General features: G+C 45.2%; 12 protein-coding genes. 5 read left to right on the forward strand and 7 right to left on the reverse strand.

The window, feature by feature from the left end:
- Positions 1-237: 237 nt before the first annotated feature.
- From KME11_20865 to KME11_20875, 3 genes are all read right to left on the reverse strand, one after another.
- The gene (locus KME11_20865; GenBank protein MBW4517664.1) at positions 238-612 is read right to left on the reverse strand and encodes a HetP family heterocyst commitment protein; all 375 of its coding nucleotides are present in this window, start codon (positions 610-612) and stop codon (positions 238-240) included.
- A 122-nt stretch (positions 613-734) separates the two neighbouring features.
- Positions 735-2,246 carry an HlyD family efflux transporter periplasmic adaptor subunit gene (locus KME11_20870; GenBank protein ID MBW4517665.1) on the reverse strand — a complete coding sequence of 504 codons (1,512 nt, stop codon included), beginning with the start codon at positions 2,244-2,246 and terminating at the stop codon, positions 735-737.
- 79 nt (positions 2,247-2,325) lie between these two features.
- Complete coding sequence (locus KME11_20875; GenBank protein ID MBW4517666.1) at positions 2,326-5,514, reverse strand: peptidase domain-containing ABC transporter; 3,189 nt, start codon at positions 5,512-5,514, stop codon at positions 2,326-2,328.
- A gap of 1,192 nt (positions 5,515-6,706) precedes the next feature.
- Between KME11_20875 and KME11_20880 the strand changes: the two genes are divergently transcribed.
- The 4 genes from KME11_20880 (at position 6,707) to KME11_20895 (ending at position 10,382) form a co-directional block, all read left to right on the forward strand.
- Positions 6,707-7,666 (forward strand): hypothetical protein, encoded by a 960-nt coding sequence (locus tag KME11_20880; GenBank protein MBW4517667.1) that lies wholly within the window; start codon positions 6,707-6,709, stop codon positions 7,664-7,666.
- 142 nt (positions 7,667-7,808) lie between these two features.
- Positions 7,809-9,032 carry an acyl-CoA/acyl-ACP dehydrogenase gene (locus KME11_20885; GenBank protein MBW4517668.1) on the forward strand — a complete coding sequence of 408 codons (1,224 nt, stop codon included), beginning with the start codon at positions 7,809-7,811 and terminating at the stop codon, positions 9,030-9,032.
- Positions 9,025-9,786 carry a PIG-L family deacetylase gene (locus KME11_20890; protein ID MBW4517669.1) on the forward strand — a complete coding sequence of 254 codons (762 nt, stop codon included), beginning with the start codon at positions 9,025-9,027 and terminating at the stop codon, positions 9,784-9,786. The genes KME11_20885 and KME11_20890 overlap by 8 nt, the downstream gene beginning before the upstream one ends.
- A 2-nt stretch (positions 9,787-9,788) precedes the next feature.
- The gene (locus KME11_20895) at positions 9,789-10,382 is read left to right on the forward strand and encodes a nodulation S family protein (protein ID MBW4517670.1); all 594 of its coding nucleotides are present in this window, start codon (positions 9,789-9,791) and stop codon (positions 10,380-10,382) included.
- Here KME11_20895 and KME11_20900 read toward each other — a convergent pair.
- The 3 genes from KME11_20900 to KME11_20910 all read right to left on the reverse strand — a co-directional run bounded on the left by KME11_20900 (position 10,356) and on the right by KME11_20910 (position 14,460).
- A complete protein-coding gene (locus KME11_20900; GenBank protein MBW4517671.1) occupies positions 10,356-11,648 on the reverse strand; it encodes a glycosyltransferase in 1,293 nt (430 codons plus the stop codon). The two genes, KME11_20895 and KME11_20900, sit on opposite strands and share 27 nt — an antisense overlap.
- A 680-nt stretch (positions 11,649-12,328) precedes the next feature.
- Positions 12,329-12,814 (reverse strand): gluconokinase, encoded by a 486-nt coding sequence (locus KME11_20905; protein ID MBW4517672.1) that lies wholly within the window; start codon positions 12,812-12,814, stop codon positions 12,329-12,331.
- 128 nt (positions 12,815-12,942) lie between these two features.
- On the reverse strand, positions 12,943-14,460 hold the full coding sequence (locus tag KME11_20910; protein ID MBW4517673.1) for an acyl-CoA synthetase: 1,518 nt from the start codon (positions 14,458-14,460) through the stop codon (positions 12,943-12,945).
- A gap of 355 nt (positions 14,461-14,815) precedes the next feature.
- On the opposite strand from KME11_20910, the gene KME11_20915 reads away from it, so the two are divergent.
- Positions 14,816-17,338, forward strand: a complete 2,523-nt coding sequence (locus KME11_20915; protein MBW4517674.1) for a sigma 54-interacting transcriptional regulator — start codon at positions 14,816-14,818, stop codon at positions 17,336-17,338.
- A 495-nt stretch (positions 17,339-17,833) separates the two neighbouring features.
- Here the strand turns inward: KME11_20915 and KME11_20920 are convergent.
- The coding region (locus KME11_20920) for a hypothetical protein (GenBank protein ID MBW4517675.1) at positions 17,834-18,076 on the reverse strand (243 nt) is incomplete at its 5' end.

Genomic DNA, 18,076 nt, shown 5'->3' on the forward strand with positions numbered 1-18,076 from the left:
CACGAATCAGCGAGTTGTAACTTCGTTCAAGGGACTAACAAATTTGTAACTCAACTTGAACGATTACTTCTTAAGAATAGGGTCTTCTTTTTAGTTTGACTTGCCATTTTGGCAGATTCTTTCAGGTTAATTACAGGTTAATTACACGGATAAAATTTCATGGGAAATTGTCTGCAATAAAGCTTTTTCAAGAACTCATTGCAGACAATTCATTCAGGTTATTCGACTACAAAGTCATTACATCCATCGGGTGAGCCAAGACGGCAAATAGGATTGAGCGCGACTTCCGCCTCGTACACTATTGATTTGGGTTCGATCGCCTTCTTTTTCTAGAGGCTCTAAACAACTTAAGTCATTAATTCGGTTAGCCAAAGAGAGATTGGAGTTCACTCGGCGATCGCTCAATCTATTGTCTTTTATAATACGAGCATACGTTCGGTAAGGAATGTAGTCGATTGGGTTATAACCAATCGAATGCAGCATTAAGACACAAGCCCAGGAATACTTGCCATCAACGATCGCCTCAATGACTTGAGTCATTTGTTCAGAAGTCATGATTCTGCCAGATTGCAGAGTCGCACGGTTTTTGGATTGATTAAAGCTAACGTTCATAGTATCAATCTTAGAATGAAGAATGTGGGGGCACAGGAGTAAAGCATTGCAAAGCATTTGCAGTCAGGTTTCGGAAACGCAACCGAGAGTTTGATGCAAATGCTTTGCTTCTATAGAACGGTTTACAGAGAAAGACCGTTTTTTTGCAGTTGCTTCAGTGGCTCAAACAAAATGTCAACAATGCGTCGCTGACGGGTGACAATTTCGGCAGTTGCAGTCTGTCCGGCTTTAAGCAAGGTAGCTTGTGTGCCAATAGTAGACTGATCGAGTGCAACTTCAATGCGGTAACCAGAGCCTAGCTGTTCGTCTATTGTGGCATCAGGAGCAATGAACAAAACTTTCCCAGAAACCGTTCCATAGCGCTGGTAAGGAAAAGCATTAAACTTCATCCTAACGGTCATTCCTTTTTTAACAAAGCCCGCTTCCTGATTAGGTAAAAAGGCTGATAAAACTAACGATGCTCCATTCGGCATAATTTCGGCGAAAGTTTCACCCGGTTTCGTTACTTCTCCAATGTTATGCACATTTAGATCAGTGACAATGCCGTTTACCGGAGCATGAATAAACTTATACTTCAGCTTAGTTTTAGCTGCCTTCAGGGAATTTTCAGTTGCTGCAATTTTGGATTGTAACTGGCTGACTTGAATAGTTAACTGCTGCAATTTTTGTTGGGCTTCAAGCTGGCTCTGTTGCCCTTCTGCTTCTGCTTGTGCGAGTTTAGCTTGCAGTTGGGCGCCTGAAGCTGAGACTTTTTGCAAATTTCCTTGGTTTTGGGTAACAGTTTGTTGGCGTTGCCGCAAGGTTTGCTCCACTTCAAATAAATGATCCTGGGCGATCGCTCCTTCGTCTACTAGGGGTTGGAGGCGGTCAAGACGACTCTGATAAGCAGTCATCTCAGCTTGCAAATCGGTGAGGAGTTGGCGGTAGGTATTAGCATCGGTCTGAACCTCAGCGATCGCTGCCACTTGAGACTGCATTTGCGCAGCCGAAATAGCTTGCCTCGTCTGCATTTCTAGTTGAGCTTGAGCAATTAATCCTTTCGTCTGTATTAATTCCAGTTGATCTGCTTGAATGCTTTCCTGCAAGCCTGCAATTTCGTTGAGTTCTAACCGCTGATCTAATTCAGCCAGTATTTGTCCTGCTTCTACCCTCTCCCCTGCTCGAATCAAAACCCTGGATACCTCAGCTTGGGCAGTCGGTTGAACTTTGTAAACCTCGCCCTTAGGAATCAGTTTTCCGGCGGCAGTGCTAACTTCTTGAATTTGTCCAAACCATGCCCAAGCCGCAAAGACAGAGCAAAATAAAACTCCGGCTGCTGCTAGATGCCAAGGTAAATTTGAGGATGGACGATCGAGCACGTTTTGAAGCGTTGGACTCCAATGGAGATCGGAGGGAGGGTGACCCGGTGTAGGAGGGTGGACTGAAGGCGTTGGCGCAGGGGTAAAATTCTCTGGGACAACCCTATCAGGAGCAGCGATCCCACCGTGAATTGACTTTGCTTCGCGATCGCCCAGAGGCGCAAAGGTGACTGCCCTTAAATCAGCGATCGCAAGTTGTTGGGATAAATAATATCTACGAGAGGGCGTAGAATCTGTATCGACTAAAGAATCGCCTAAAAAGTTGTGCAAACGCATAGAGGTATTCCTTTTGATAAAAGTGAATAAACTTTAGATGCCCATCTGTTTCAAATATTGAGTTGATGTATCGCCAATTTCACAGGTCTAGCTGTTGCTGCGCCAAATGATAATAAAGACCGTGAGAAGCAATTAATTCGGTGTGCGTTCCTTGTTCAACAAGATTGCCTCGATCAATTACTAAAATATTGTCTGCATTGCGAATAGTAGACAAACGATGAGCAATGACAAAGACAGTGCGTGTCTCTCTAGAAGATTTGCCACTAATTTGCATTAAATTGTGTTGAAAGCGGCTTTCAGATTCAGTATCCAAAGCGCTTGTCGCTTCATCTAGAATTAAGACCCGGGGATGCGTTAGCAGTGCCCTCGCGATCGCAATTCGCTGCCGTTGTCCTCCCGATAAGCAAACGCCTCGTTCTCCCACTTTAGTGCTGTAGCCAAGGGGCATATTTTGAATAAATCCATGTGCCTCAGCTAGCTTTGCAGCTTCTACAGCCTGTTCTAAAGAGTATTCTGAGCGGTAGAGCGTAATATTTTCTAAAATTGTTCCTGAAAAGAGAAAACATTCCTGAGGAACAACTCCAAACTGCGATCGTAAGGATTGCTGTGAAACATGACGAATATCATGTCCATCAATCAGAACTCGCCCATGATTAGGTTGATAAAGACCTTCCAAAAGATTAACTAAAGTAGTCTTCCCAGAGCCGCTACGCCCGACAATGGCAATCATTTGCCCTGCCTCAGCCTCAAAAGAAATGTTTTGGAGTGTATTTCGCTCCTCATCTTCACTGTACCGAAACGTAACGTTCTCAAAACGGACATTACCCCGCAAGCAAGGCAGCATCAATAAAGACTGTCCAGGTGTGGCTTCAGGCGCAGTTTCAAACACATCATCAAGCCGCTCAATGGAAATCAAGACATCTTGCAATTCATCCCACAGATTAGCCAAGGCAATAATAGGGCTAATGACGTAGCCCATCATCATATTGAACGCAACAAATTGCCCAATGGTCAGTTGATCTTGAATCACCAGTGTTGCGCCATACCACAGCAACGCCGTGCTACCGATGCCATTAATCAAACCGTTCATTGCTTGCAGCTTAATGCCTAGCTTTTGCCCCCGAAACTGGGTATTCATCTGACGAGTTAAATGATCTTCCCATCGCCATCGTATCTCTCGTTCCGACGCGACCGCTTTAATGGTATTAATACCCGTCATCATTTCTACTAAAACTGAGCTTTGGTCAGTTGTTTCTTTGAAGATCTCTCGCGATATCTGTCGCAGCATTGGGGTTGCCGCCAAGGTGAGCAGCAGGATGGGCGGAATCAGCAGCAGCACCAGCATGGTCAGCCGCCAGTTGTAGTAGAGCATTAGCCCCAAGTAAATAAACCCAGTTAAAAAGTTTAACCAAGCTAAGACAACCTGCTGAATCAAAAATCTTTGAATCTTCTGATTTTCTTGAACGCGAGTCAGAATATCACCGACTCGTCGAGCTTCAAAAAACTTTAGGGGCAAAGAGAGCGTATGGCTAATGAAGCCACTAATTAAAGTCAAATCCAGACGATTTGATAAAAAGCTCAGCAGGTATTGCCTGACCAAAGATAAACCAATGTTTCCAAAAGTAAAGAGTAGTAGTCCTAGAGCAAAAACATTTAAAGTGTTAAGGCTTTTCTCAACCACAACGCGATCGAGAATCACTTGAGTTAGCAAAGGGGTAATTAATCCAAAAACCTGAATCAGCACAGAGAAAAAGATGATTTGTGCAATCAGGGATCGGTAGGAAAATAACGTTCCAAAATAGCGTCCAAATGAGGATTTTTGAGTTTCAGATTCGGATAGTTTCGCCGTAGGTTCTAGCAACAAAGCATAACCTGTCCAATGCTCTTGAAAAACCGCGCGCGTAACGCGACGGCGACCCAGCGCCGGATCTGCCAGGATGACTTGATCCCCTTTGATTTGATAGACAACAACGTAGTGCATTCCTTCCCAGTGGGCAATCCAGGGCTCGGTTTGTTCTGCCATCCGCACTAGATTAGCTCGCACAGGTCGAGCGTGAAAGCCGACATTTTCTGCTGCGTTGGCTAATCCTTTCAGCGAGGTACCCGATCGCCCGACATTGGCTCGCTCTCGTAAAACATGGATGGGAAGAGGATTATCCCAATAAGCACAAAGCATTGCCAAACAAGCGGCACCGCAATCAGAAGAGCTTTGCTGCTCTATCCAGGGGTAGCGCTGTAGAAAGTCGGAGAGATGGCGTTTTAGGGGTTTTGGAAAAGCGATCGCTTCTCGCTCTGATGGGGTGGCTTCTAGCTGAGAAGGAATTTTCTGTTTGTGTAGATAGTGGTGCAATTGAGGCGATCGCGCCACGCTCGGCTTTGTAGAAGGTTTTGATGTAGAAGGCTTTGATACAGGCTGAGACTCCGCATCCCCATCTAACGCCGACAGGTTTAAGGTAGGAATAATGGCATTAGCAGCTTGCCACTGATTAAAAGGTAAGACATAAACTCGTAAGTCGGTTTGGGCAACCCAATGGGGTGGAGTGGCTTCTGGATAGCCCCAATGGGTAGGAATCAGATCTCCAGAACTTAATGAATGGACATCGTCTGCCGCCTCATCTGCCGCCTTGAAAATTTTGCCCTGCCGCAGCCAAAAATGACCTGTATCAGCAGGCGTGGCGTGGGTTAAAGATTCACCCGCAGCTATCTGCTGTTCTGTTAATAGAGATGTAAATTGCTTAAGCTGATGACTCGAACAAGATTCCAGTGAAGTAGCCGTCTTGAAAAAAATTACCCGTTCTCGCTGGAGCGCAGCTTGCTGTAAATGCGATCGCAGCAGTGGATATTTTTCTAACAAAGGTGCGAGTTGATTTGCCGCCAGCCGAGCAATCTGAACGCTTCCCACGGCGATCGCCCGGTAGGGAAAGGGCGTAGGACTCAATAAATGATCTGCCCCAAACCCACTATTTACATCTAATAACATTGCTGTTACTGATCGGGGGTGATGCTCGCCTTGGCAAAGCAAGCGCACCTGACCCTGACAAATCAAATAGAAATCTGAGACGACATTGTTTAAGTCTTCTGGCGAAGGCACCAGAATGTCATCTCCTAATTGAAAGTAGCTAACTTCAAATGCTTGAATAATTTGCGAAATAACACTTGCATCAACCTGGCTTGCCGTCAGCAGTTGGGCGATCGCTGACGGGTTTTCTAAGGATTCTGAAGGTCGGAGAGTAAAATTTAAACCTCTCACCTTAAGATTATGGCTCATGACCAAACCTCATTAGTTGTAAAACCCTAAAATCAACTCAGCTTCCACATTTCCGGTACCACCTAAAAACGTAGACAAAAATACTTTTCTTCATAAATAAAACGGAACACCAAGCTAGTCTTCCAAATCAAAAATTTGGAATAAAAGAACTAATCGATTAGCAGAACCGTGATCCTACAAAAGCGAATAACTGACGAACAAACAAATCTACCGCTTCTATGATTAACATTGCCTGAACTCAATGATTCTGCATTGCTAATCAAAAGCACGAACTTACGAAAATCTTTAAAGATCAAGGAATCAGTGAAGATAAAAAAGCTAACTAGCCTTGATCATCCTTGAGATATCTGAGAATCAATGAATCAGTACACTGTCGATACCGAAATACTGACGGTGTAAAGTCAAAATGCGTTCGGTAGGGGTAGATGCCATTGTGAGAACCTCATTTAATGCAATGATGGTCAATAATTTCAAAACTACCAATGAGTTAAACCTGCTGGGTTCAACTCGATCTTTGAATTAATCTAGATTTCCGTGAAGCTGAAACCGATTGTGCAAGATCGATCTGCAACATTGGTCACATAATATCAGAAATCAAAATAAAAGCTAGTGACTCTACGGACAACTAAAGTGACAAAGCAGTGACAAAACATAGCTGTACTACCATGAATCTCTGCCAGCACCAGAACATTTCTCAGTCAAACTCTTGAGCTTTTATCCTTTAACAGACAAGGATTGAGCAATTTTTTGCCCGTTTTCTGTTTATTCGCTAAAAATTCAAATAAAGCAATTGTTTCGAGATAGGAATTTCAAAGAATTCATCGATTCTTCACAGAAAACCAGAGAAATTCACAGTTTCTTCATAAAGAATTCTATCGTTGAAGGTAAATGTAAAATCCGATACTTAGTAGTGTTAGCTTTGATAACTTAATTTAACAGTGTATAAGAAAATACTACTCTTACTTAACTTTTCCGTCTCACCTGAAAGGAAAAAGATAAGAACTAAAGGATCAGAATGGGTAAAACAGTTTTTATAAATTCTTTATGAGGAAGAGGGAGGGTTTACACTCCTCTTACGAAAGTCCAGCTAATTTATATTAACTTGAAGGCTAACGTTCAGACACTTCAGCAATTGTAACTAAATAAGTTGCTGAAGTTTCAATACTTAACTTACTTTTTAACAGGAAATGTTATGAAAGAAACAAGTCAGTATTTAAGTACTATTACAGACTCAAAGCAAACTTTACTAAAATCTTCTTATTTGAGTAAGAAAGATGCGATCGCCTTAATGCCTGGTCAGACTCGGGGTTTAGGGGGGATTGCCACAGTTAGATCTAGTAATGCACTAGAAGCTAGTAAAGCCAGAGCAATTTCTACAGAAAGTTTTATCTTTAACAACTTCAATCAACCAGCGATCGCGGCTCAAAGCGACACGGTGACTAATAGTGTTGTATTCAGTGAAACTGGTAAGGTGCTTGCTGTGGCGATCGCAGATGCATTTTTCGGTCTAAATCCCATTACCAATAAAGACATTGGACTGAGCAGCGTCACGGCTGAGGTCATTAGTGAAGGAACCAGCTTTAAAGGAGTAGCTGAGGGATTTGCTACTGTTGCAGGTGCTTTCTTCGTCCCGGCAGGAGAAACGTTCTCGTTTAACTTTTCAGGATTTTTGCAGATGAACACAAGTTTGCAAAATGCAGACACTCAAGCAGCAAATACCCTCGGTAGAATTGCGTTTGGTGTATACGATGTCACTCGTAAACCTGTCCGCTTAGACTTTTTAGAAGTGACAGGTGGCTTAGATACACCGGGTCATCGGGATTTCTTAAATTTTCAAATCAGTAATAGTAAGAAATGCAGTAATATCAGCCTGGACTGGCAGCAAACTGGTTTTACCCTACAAACTGGCAAGCTAGAAGAATCGGCTCTTGTCTCGGTTGTCGGAGAATATAAAACTCAACCTTTTACGCAAGATACGCTTTTAGTAGTAGGAGACTTCAGCAATGGGTTGAAGCAATCTTCTGAGCTATCTGGTCACCCCAAATATCGACTTAATCAGAATCACTCAGCTTTTAAACCTCAGAAGGAGCGATCGCACATGGGAACCAGTCAGCCTTCTAAGAGAAAAATGTGTTCCAACTCAGCAGCGTAAGAAATTTTAAGCAAAGGTTTAAGTGATGAGAAAAATGGAATTAGCATTAAATCCTGCCTAAAGATAGAAGATTTCAGAGTTAGCTTTAACTCATACTTCTAAAATTTAGTCCGTCTACTTCGGGCAAACTAGGGAGGTTTCTATCGCTACGCAATTTTTACATCATCCGTTAGGTGACTCGCCTGCTGCACTTTTACCAAGGTCAGTTTCAGATGTCTTGACACAGGCGATCGCAGCGGCTGATTTTTGCACGAGTCATGCTGCCGAAATTGATTGCCATGGCAAATACCCGCGTCAAGAATTCCAGCAGCTTGCTGAGATGGGTTTGTTAACTGCGCCCTTGCAACCAAGTCTAGGAGGCGTAGGCTTAGGAATTGATACTCATACTCTTCATGAGACACTTGTTATTCTTCAACAGATCGGTCGCGGCAATTTGGCAGTTGGGCGGATTTATGAAGGACATATCAACGCACTTCAACTAATTCAAACTTTTGGAACAGCAGCACAAATCAAGCAATATGCCAATGATGTCCGCGATCGCAATAAAGTGTTTGGCGTGTGGAATGCAGAAGCCGGAGATGGCGTTAAGCTCATTCCTCTAGGCAATGGGCGATATCGTTTAGAGGGATCTAAAACATTTTGCTCGGGCGTTGGTTGTGTCGATCGCCCTTTTGTAAACGGGGCATTGCCCGATGGACGTTGGCAAATGTGCATTGTGCCAATGGATGAAGTAGTCACTTTAAGCGATTCAACCTGGTGGCAACCGAGCGGGATGAAAGCGACTGCTAGTTACAAAGTTGACTTTAGCAGCGTCGAACTAGACGAGCGATCGTTGATTGGTCAACCCGATGACTACCATCGCCAGCCCTGGCTATCGGGAGGTGCAATTCGTTTTGCTGCGGTGCAATTGGGCGGAGCAGAGGCACTGTTCAATACGACACGTCAATATTTACACGACCTTAAAAGAACTACTGATCCCTACCAAGAGGTGCGACTGGGGCAGATGGCGATCGCTTTAGAAAGCGGTAACCTTTGGCTACAAGGTGCAGCTGCCCGGTTTTCTCAGCACTCGTCTATCTTTGGCGGTGATCCCAGCAAAGCACAACCTGAAGCTGATCGTCTAGTGGCTTATGCCAATATGGTACGAACTGCGATTGAGCAAATCTGTATGGACATGATGCAGCTTTGTGAGCGATCAATCGGTACGCGGGGTTTACTGCCGCCGTATCCTATGGAGCGGATCATTCGAGATTTAACACTCTATTTACGGCAACCCGCCTTTGATGCTGTTTTGGCAGACGTAGGCAAATACGCTTTGCGCCAGACTGCTCCCGCTCAACAACTATGGGAGTCGCAGAATGATTGAGTCTGCGCTAAAGAATCCTACTGTGCTACCACTCTATTCAGTAGAAGCAATCGCCACGAGTCCTGTTCTGATCGTTGCACCCCACCCAGATGATGAGTGCTTAGGATGTGGAGGAGCAATCGCGCTGCTGCGATCGCTAGGTTGTAACGTTCACATTCTTGTCATGAGTGATGGCACAATGTCTCACCCCAATTCTCAACAATATCCGGCGACAGCACTGCGATCGCTACGAGAACAAGAAACGCGCTCAGCAATGACAACTTTAGGAGTAGATATCAATCAGATTACCTTTTTAGGACTACCCGATAGCGCTGTTCCAATTTCAACAAAGGCAGAGTTTAGCGCTGTAGTATTAACGTGTCAGCGCTACCTGAAGGCGATCGCTCCGCAGACTGTTTTTTTACCTTGGAGACAAGACCCCCACGCAGATCACCGCGCTACTTGGCAAATACTGACCTCTGCTCTAATATCACCTTATCCTAGATTGATCGAATACCCAATTTGGGACTGGGACCTGACCCAGCGTGGAGATAGAGGAGATTTTAGTTCACTGAGAGCTTGGAGGCTAGATATTCAAGCCGTAAGAAAATTGAAGCAAGACGCAATCGCCACGTACCGTTCCCAAGTCACTGATTTAATTAGTGATGATCCTCTAGGATTTCGACTCTCTGCTGAAATGTTGACCCACTTTAACCAACCCTGGGAACTGTACTTGGAAGAAGCATACACCGAAAAATCTATACCCGCGAAATAGCCATGAACCCATCCCAACCGCAATCTTTACCCCCCAGCTACTTTGAAAAAATGTACAGGGAAAACCCTGACCCATGGCAGTTTGAAACCAGTGAATACGAAAGAAAAAAATATGCTACAACGATCGCCACTCTTCCTAAGTCTCGCTATCGTTCTGCCTTTGAAATTGGTGGCTCTATCGGTGTTCTGACCGAAAAATTAGCCGATCGCTGTGATGCTTTATTATCTATCGATGTCTCTGAGACTGCTCAGGCAAAAGCAATTCAAAGGTGCCAAAACTTTCCCCAGGTTCGTTTTCAAATCATGCAAGTTCCTCAGCAATTTCCTGATGAATCATTTGACCTAATTTTAGTTTCAGAAGTGGGTTATTACTTATCATGGCAAGACTTACATCAAACTCAAACCCATATTCTTAATCATTTACAGGTAGGTGGAAATTTGCTTTTAATTCATTGGACTTTGTATGCAGAAGATTATCCTCTAAGTGGTGATGACGTTCATGAGTCATTCCTAAATCTATCCCCTCAACCGTTGCAACATGTGGTTGGTCAGCGAGAAGAGCAATATAGATTAGATCTGTTTGAACGAGTTAGCTAAGTTATCTTTTGACGAGTAGGGCGCTAGGTTAGAAACACAAAATTTCGTAGGGTAGCTTGTCATTGCAAGTCTTAATTGCTGCTCTTGACGAAGACGGTTAATTCTTAGGCGTAGGTCGGCGATCGCCCGTTTAATTTCGACGGGCTTCCAAGTCTTTTGCCAATTGCCCTCTTGCATCTGTTGCTGCTCAACTAACATGAATAACTCAGCAAAGGAACCAGCTTTTACCATTGCCTGATTTAACCACAGAGCGTTAACTTGAAGCAAATTGGCGATCGCTCTGATCTCTTGAGCTTTGGGCGGAAAGCCATCTAGCGTGCATCTCCACAGACTGCGCAGATTTTTTCGTCCCCACCAACGAGTTTCCAAGGCAGCAGCAGATTCTACTAAGTAAGGCTGATGTTGCTGCCCCAAGTCGGTCCATTGACTCAACTGATTTGCCATTCCGTTATCCGTTCGTCCTTGCCGACGCATAGACGTAAACACTCGTACCTGTGAACTATGACAAAACCGAGCGCCAACTCGAACCAGAGCTTGATAAAACGCTACATCTTCAGGGGTACGAACTGATGGCATTCCTCCAGCGATCGCATACATTTCGGCAGTGACCGCCAAACTTGCTCCGCCGTGCTGATGATGTCGGGGTAGACAGTCAAAGGGATCAGGATCAATGTAGGCTTCTAGCTCAACACTAAGATATCCGTAGCCAACTGCTCGTAGATAACAGGCACGAGTATGAGTATCTAGCAAAGCACGATCGTTACGATCGGTCAACAGTCTTCCAGAGACAGCATCCGCACCTCTATGGATCTCCTCCAAGGTAGCAGCAATCCAGTTAGGTGCAACGCGAGTGTCGCCATCAGTCGAGGCAATTAAGCCGCGATTGTGCCCTAATTGAACCAAACGATAATAGGCTTCATCCATTAAAAGTTGTCTAACCCGCCCAATGTAAGCCTGCGCATGGGGCAACTCTATTTCTACAACATGCAGCACAAATGTAGGGTATTGTTCGGCAAACCGACGGGCGATCGCAGCTGAATTATCCCTACAATTATTAGCCAAAACAATCACTTCATATGAATCTGGGTCTAATGGGCAACCCTGAAAATTCACTTGATGGACTAAAGCCAATAAGGTAGATTCTATAGTCTCCGCTTCGTCACGAACCGGGATAATGACGCAGATATTACACTGAGACAGAGGACGAACTTTCACAAGAGGTTGCACAGAGCGATCGCTCAGTAAGCATGGCAAACGTTCTGCCATTGCTGGCAAGCAATCACTTTCCATAAAGTCTCTTTCCTAAGTTAGGTAATTTTGCTAGATCTTAATCGCTCAATATTCTAATGAGGTAAATCCTACTACTACAAAATTACTGTCCTAACTGACTTCGTGAATCTATCTTTTGGACGATCAGACGCACAAAGTCGACTGTGGCAATCCTAAATAATAGACGGGCACCGCCAAGTATATTTGCTTACATTGACAAGATAGGTAGTGTTCTAGACGTGTGAAAATGAGGAAGAATCAAACAGATGATTTTTCGGCGTTGCTGCTCGAAGGTATGAATTTCATAGGGATCTCGCGGCGCAATGCCCTAATGGAACTTAAAAATATTGATGTACACATCATAGCTACTGAAAATCATAGAGATTTAAGCCCTTATTAGCTGCACATAAGCTACTTGATAAAGCACTCATTTACCTAGCTTTTTAGCTAAAGTCGCTGTTTCATCGAATTTGAACATTGCTGAATGAGAGTATGAATCTGCTCAAAGCCCCTTTCCTTCAGGAGAGGGGTTGGGGGAGAGGTCTATTCGCTGCGTTGCCAACTCAACCTAACCCCTAGCCCCTTCCCTAAAAGGGCAGGGGAACCGGATTTTCATACTACAATTCAGCAACGTCGGTTTTTATGCTGTAATTTAGCAACGCTTCCCCTCATGGGCATTAGAGGTGTAAGTAGTTTTTGATCTGTTGGGCGATCGCTGATGGAGATTGATCGATCTCAACCGCGATCGCATTGGGGGGTTCTTCTAACGCATCGAATTGAGTTCTTAATAGATTAGCTTTCATGTAATGTCCTTGGCGCTGCGTCAGGCGTTGTTCAATAAGTTCAAAAGAGCCTTTCAGATAAACAAATTTTACCTGCTCTGAGGGTTCACCCAAAACCTGACGATAGGCTGCTTTGAGAGCAGAACACGCAAGAATGAGATTGGCATTGGTCTGAAGTGCTTCATCAATTGCGCGTCGGAGTGCCTGAAGCCAGGGGCGGCGATCGTCGTCATTAAGCGAAATACCTTGACGCATTTTTTCAATGTTTGCATCAGAATGAAAATCATCTGCATCTTTGAACTTCCAATTCAGTTCTAATGCCAGACCTCTACCAATCGTCGTTTTTCCAGAGCCAGAGACTCCTATAAGCAGAATCACCATGACTTTTTACAACCTCTCAGAAATCGCTATTGGGGCGTGATCAAACAAAGCTTAAGCTCTCAGAGATAGGAGTTGAATCGACCCAATTATGTTTTATTCCTACTCATCTTAACCAGCGTAAAAGGTTGCTACAAGAACAACTCAACCACTGTAGGCTTAGTTACTTTTCCCATGGCGTTGCGGGGTAATTCTTCAATAACTAGAATTCGAGTGGGCACTTTATAGACTGCCAATTGCTCTTTTGCCCAACTCCTGAAAGCTTCTAATGACAAACCTTGGGTTGCATATGATTCTTCTTTGCGCAACACGAGCGCCGCACAAACTCGCTCACCCCACTCTAGGTCAGGAACTCCAACCACAGCACATTCCTGAATCAAAGGATGGGTTCGTAACACTTCCTCAATTTCTAGCGCTGAAACTTTGTACCCGCCTGTTTTAATAATATCTACGCTCATTCGACCTAAGATCCGATAGCGATCGCCCTCAATTACAGCAAAGTCTCCGGTACGAAACCAGCCGTCATCGAAAGCTTTTGAAGTGGCTTCTGGGTTTTGCCAATATTCTAAAAATACTCCAGCGCCTTTGACTTGAATTTCTCCCGGTGTTCCAGGTGACACGATTCCCATCTCATCGACTAATCTCACATGCACTTGAGGCAGAGGCTTGCCCACTGAGCCTGCCCCTCTCTGACCGTGTAAAGGATTGGAAAGCGCCATTCCAATTTCAGTCATTCCATATCGCTCTAATAAGAAGTGACCGCTGATACTATGCCATTTTTCTAAAACTTGAACGGGTAACGCCGCCGATCCAGAAACCATCAGACGCATTTTGGCACACCCAGCGATTCTGCGCTGCTGGCGATCGCGCATCTTTTCATCATCCAAAGGATGACTAGCAGCATCCCAGGCAGCAATCAACTTTGCATAAATCGTTGGAACTGCCATAAATAGAGTCAAGTCACCCTCACTGATGCGGCTCCAAACTGCTTCAGCATCAAACTTAGGAACCATGTGGCACTCTGCTCCCACCCATAGGGCGCAGGTCAACACGTTGATAATTCCATGAATATGATGCAACGGCAGAACATGCAAAATGCGATCATCAGCCACCCATTCCCAGGCAGTGACCAAGCTCGTCACCTGCGCTTGAATGTTATCGTGGGTGATGACTACGCCTTTCGGTTTGCCCGTTGTCCCGCTGGTGTAAAGAATTAATGCCCGTCTGGTGGTCGCGATCGCGGGGAGAATGGCAGGGGTTGGGAGCGGATCTGATGTCAAAATTAAGCGCAAGTGGTGGGCTTCAGCGATCGGACGGAGGATTGTTTCAAAACTAGGATGCGCCACAATAACTGATGCGCTGCAATGGGTAATGACGTACTCTAATTCAGGGCGTGGGTGAACCTGGCACAACGGTACCGCAATGCCGCCAGCCCGCCAAATTCCCCATTGAGTAGCAACATACTGAAACCCAGAGGGAATGAGAAAGGCAATGCGCTGTTCTTCTAAGTCTTCTGCACTATTGAGCAACCGGGTCGCAATTTGCCCAGACACATGAAGTAAATCCTGGTAGCTAAATGCTCCTTCAGTAGCAACGATCGCTGTTCTCTCGTGATGCTTTTGAGCCTGGGTAATCAGTGGAAGATTCACGCTTCTATCCCAAGTGAGGGTTGATGGAGGGCGGTATATATTGCATTGAAAGCATATAGCAATCTTCAGCAGAATGTTAGTCCACTTGCAGAATTTTGTAAAACAGACAGGAGCTTGAGTTCATTAAAGTAAAGATGCTTCATCCATAAACCACGGTAGATTAGTGGCGTTGCTGAATTCAAGTATGAATCGGTGGGTAGCGACTTTCTGGAACGCCCCTTAAATTCCCCACACGTGAGGGACTTTGAAGGTTCGGGAGTCCTCCAGAATGGGGGGTTGGGGGGCGAATTCATACCATCATTCAGCAACGCCGATTAGTTTCATTACCTCTCCATTACCCTCTCTTACGAAAACTATGGATATCTCAGTTAGAAAAGATTGGTTACAAAGCCATACCCTGCTGGGAACGATCGCCCCCGCCGCACTCAGCGCGATCGCCACCCACTTGCAAGAAACCCATATCTCTGCCAATCGCCGCCTTGTTCTTGAAGACACCGTTCCTGACGCGCTATACATTCTTTATAGCGGACATGTTGAAAGCTACCGGACTAGTCCCAACAGTATGGCGAGAGCCGTTGGAATGCTGCCGGGTTCGGTTCTCTATCTCAAGGAACTTCTACTAAATCAAACCGCTGATGAAACTAGCATTACCTTAGATGATTGTGTTCTTTGGCAAGTTTCGCGCGACGAGTTTTTAGCCATCGCCCAGCAGCATCCTGAAATTGCTCAAGCCCTTTCAAAACAGCTAGCCACTGATTTGCAACGCGCCGAATCAGAATTAGCTTATGAGCGCGATCGCTCAGCGGCTTTGCGTCCCTATGTTGTTCCTAAGGTAAGACGGGGCATTGTCGGTTCTAGCCGCTACGCCGTGCGCTTGAGGCAAGATATCAAAAAGGCAACTCAAGAAACAGGCGCTGTTTTAATATTGGGAGAACCTGGTCTGAACAAAGACAATATTGCCGCATTAATTCATTTTGGGTCGCGCGATCGCAAAGAACCTTTAATCAAGGTTAATTGCAGTACGCTCCAAGCCAATGGAGTAGAACTCTTTGGGCGCGGCACTAAGCCAGGGCTGCTGGAATGGATTGGGCACGGCACCGTAATGCTCAACAATTTAGAAGATCTACCTACCGAACTTCTAGACAAACTTAAACAGTTATTAAACACGGGCGAATATACTCCTGTATCGCGAGAAGACACAGAGTCCCTGCCCAAACAGACCGAAGCTCGGATCATGATGATTGCAGAAAAAGTCATTCCTCAGATCTCTCAGTGCAAGCTGATTAAGCACAGTATTAAGGTGCCGCCGCTGCGAGTTCGGAAGGCAGATATCAAAGCTCAGGTTGAATATTACCTGGGGTTGCTCTGTCGATCGCGTGGTTTAAGTCAACCTAAGGTCACCCCAGAAGCATTGAGGCGACTGCAAGGCTACGATTTTCCGGGCAATTTAACCGAGTTAGATAATTTGCTGGCGCGGGCTTTGGTGCAGGCAGGAGGAGCAACTGAATTAACAGAAGAAGTCTTCTGGGCGGCGGGTGGCAAAGAACGACGGTTTCGAGTAAATTTGCTTAACGCTTACCCGTGGCTGCGGCGCTTCTTGCGCAGTGAGTGGTATCCCGATCGCATTAACTATGGCTTGACGCTGGTGGGCTTTGCGCTAGCCGTGGCAATTTTGCTCTTTGGCCCTCAAAGCCGCGATCGCAATTTTGTGTTGAATCTTTTTTGGGATTGGTGGTGGCTAGGAAGTTTGTTGATCTTTCCATTTTTGGGACGCATTTGGTGTGCCTTTTGTCCGTTCATGATTTATGGCGAACTGGTGCAGAAACTGTCGCTCAAGTGGTTTCCTCGACAGTTGCGATCGTGGCCGCGCCAGGAAGCCGAGCGGATTGGTGGCTGGTTCTTATTTGGGTTATTTGCCTTAATTTTGCTTTGGGAAGAGCTATGGGATTTAGAAAATACGGCATATTTATCAGGCTGTTTACTCCTCCTCATTACGGCAGGCGCAGTAATATTTTCGCTTTTGTTTGAACGGCGATTTTGGTGTCGCTACCTCTGCCCCATTGGTGGCATGAACGGGATGTTTGCCAAACTCTCAATGATTGAACTACGGGCACAGCAAGGAATTTGTTCGGCAACCTGCACTACTTACCAATGCTATAAAGGCGGTTCGCAAAAGGGCGAGGGTCAAGAAACGGGCGGTTGCCCTATCTATTCTCATCCAGCACAGCTACAAGACAATAAAGATTGTGTTCTGTGCATGACCTGCTTAAAAGCTTGTCCCCACCGATCAGTAGAATTAAATTTGCGTCCGCCTGGAATTGAACTCTGGACAACTCATAAAGCAAATTATCCTGAAGTTGCGTTGTTGTTTCTACTATTTGGCGCTACGTTTTTGCACAGATTGCCCGAGATTGAACAACAGTTAGGCTTGAATTTGCATTTAGAGAATTTTGGCAGTCACACGTTAGTTTCGATCGCAGCCTTATTAGTGCCCATTGCGATCGCCCTTCCCACACATTTTTTAATTCGATTACTGAGCAGTAAACATCGCCCCTTCGTAGAATTAGCATACGGATATTTGCCCCTGGCGATGGGCGGATTGTTGGCTCACTTTCTCCGGTTGGGGCTTTCTGAAGGCGGTCAGATTATTCCAGTCACCTTTGCAACCTTTGGGCTAGCAACAGCCAACCTTCCCCTCTGGATTGCTCATCCTGCGGTAGTTGCATTTCTACAGACCGTTGCGTTATTTTCATCGGTTTTAGCCAGCGTAGTGTTAACTCAAAAAATTGCTCGTCAACCGTTCTTGAAGCTGTTACCCCAGCATTTTGCGGGCGTGGCGATCGCTCTTTTGATGGGCAGCATAATTGTGGGATGGTAAATTTCTGCAACGGAACAGATCAGGGTTGCTAAGAGGATGTCTGAGAAGTATCAAGGATTCTTACACTCGCCCCCCAACCCCCCATTCTGGGGGACTTCCGCACCACTCCTCCTTCAAAGTCCCCCAGAATGGGGGATTTAGGGGACGGATCGGATAACAATCTAGACTTCTCAGATATCCTCTAAGTGTAATGAGGGAATCCCATCTTTGCAGCCCTCATCCCCATAAGGGAGTTGCATGAAAATAAAACATCAGTGAATCAGTAAGATGCATTAACTTTTCAGCCCCCTAAGTCCCCCCATTTTGGGGCAGGACTTCCAAACCTTTCAAAGTCCCCCAATTTGGGGGATTTAGGGGCAGGTTAGGGCGTTATTTAATTGCAACTCCCTAAAAGCAGAAAGGGGGTCGGAGCAGAGTCCTTATTTGAGTTTGAGTTTGGGGGGACGATCGAAATTCTGATGTTTTATCAGACACAATCACAGATACAGGTGATGTTCAAACACTTGCTACTGCCACAACTTTTCTAAGATCGCCCATTCCTGATCCAACAAAGATCATTCTCATCGCAACAAACATTGCGATCGTTCTTTCAAAGGCTATTCTCATCGCAGCAAAGATCATTCTCATCGCAACAAACATTGCGATCGTTCTTTCAAAGGCTATTCTCATCGCAGCAAAGATCATTCTCATCGCAACAAACATTGCGATCGTTCTTTCAAAGGCTATTCTCATCGCAGC

The organism is Timaviella obliquedivisa GSE-PSE-MK23-08B (genome assembly GCA_019358855.1).
Classification (GTDB): Bacteria; Cyanobacteriota; Cyanobacteriia; order Elainellales; family Elainellaceae; genus Timaviella; species Timaviella obliquedivisa.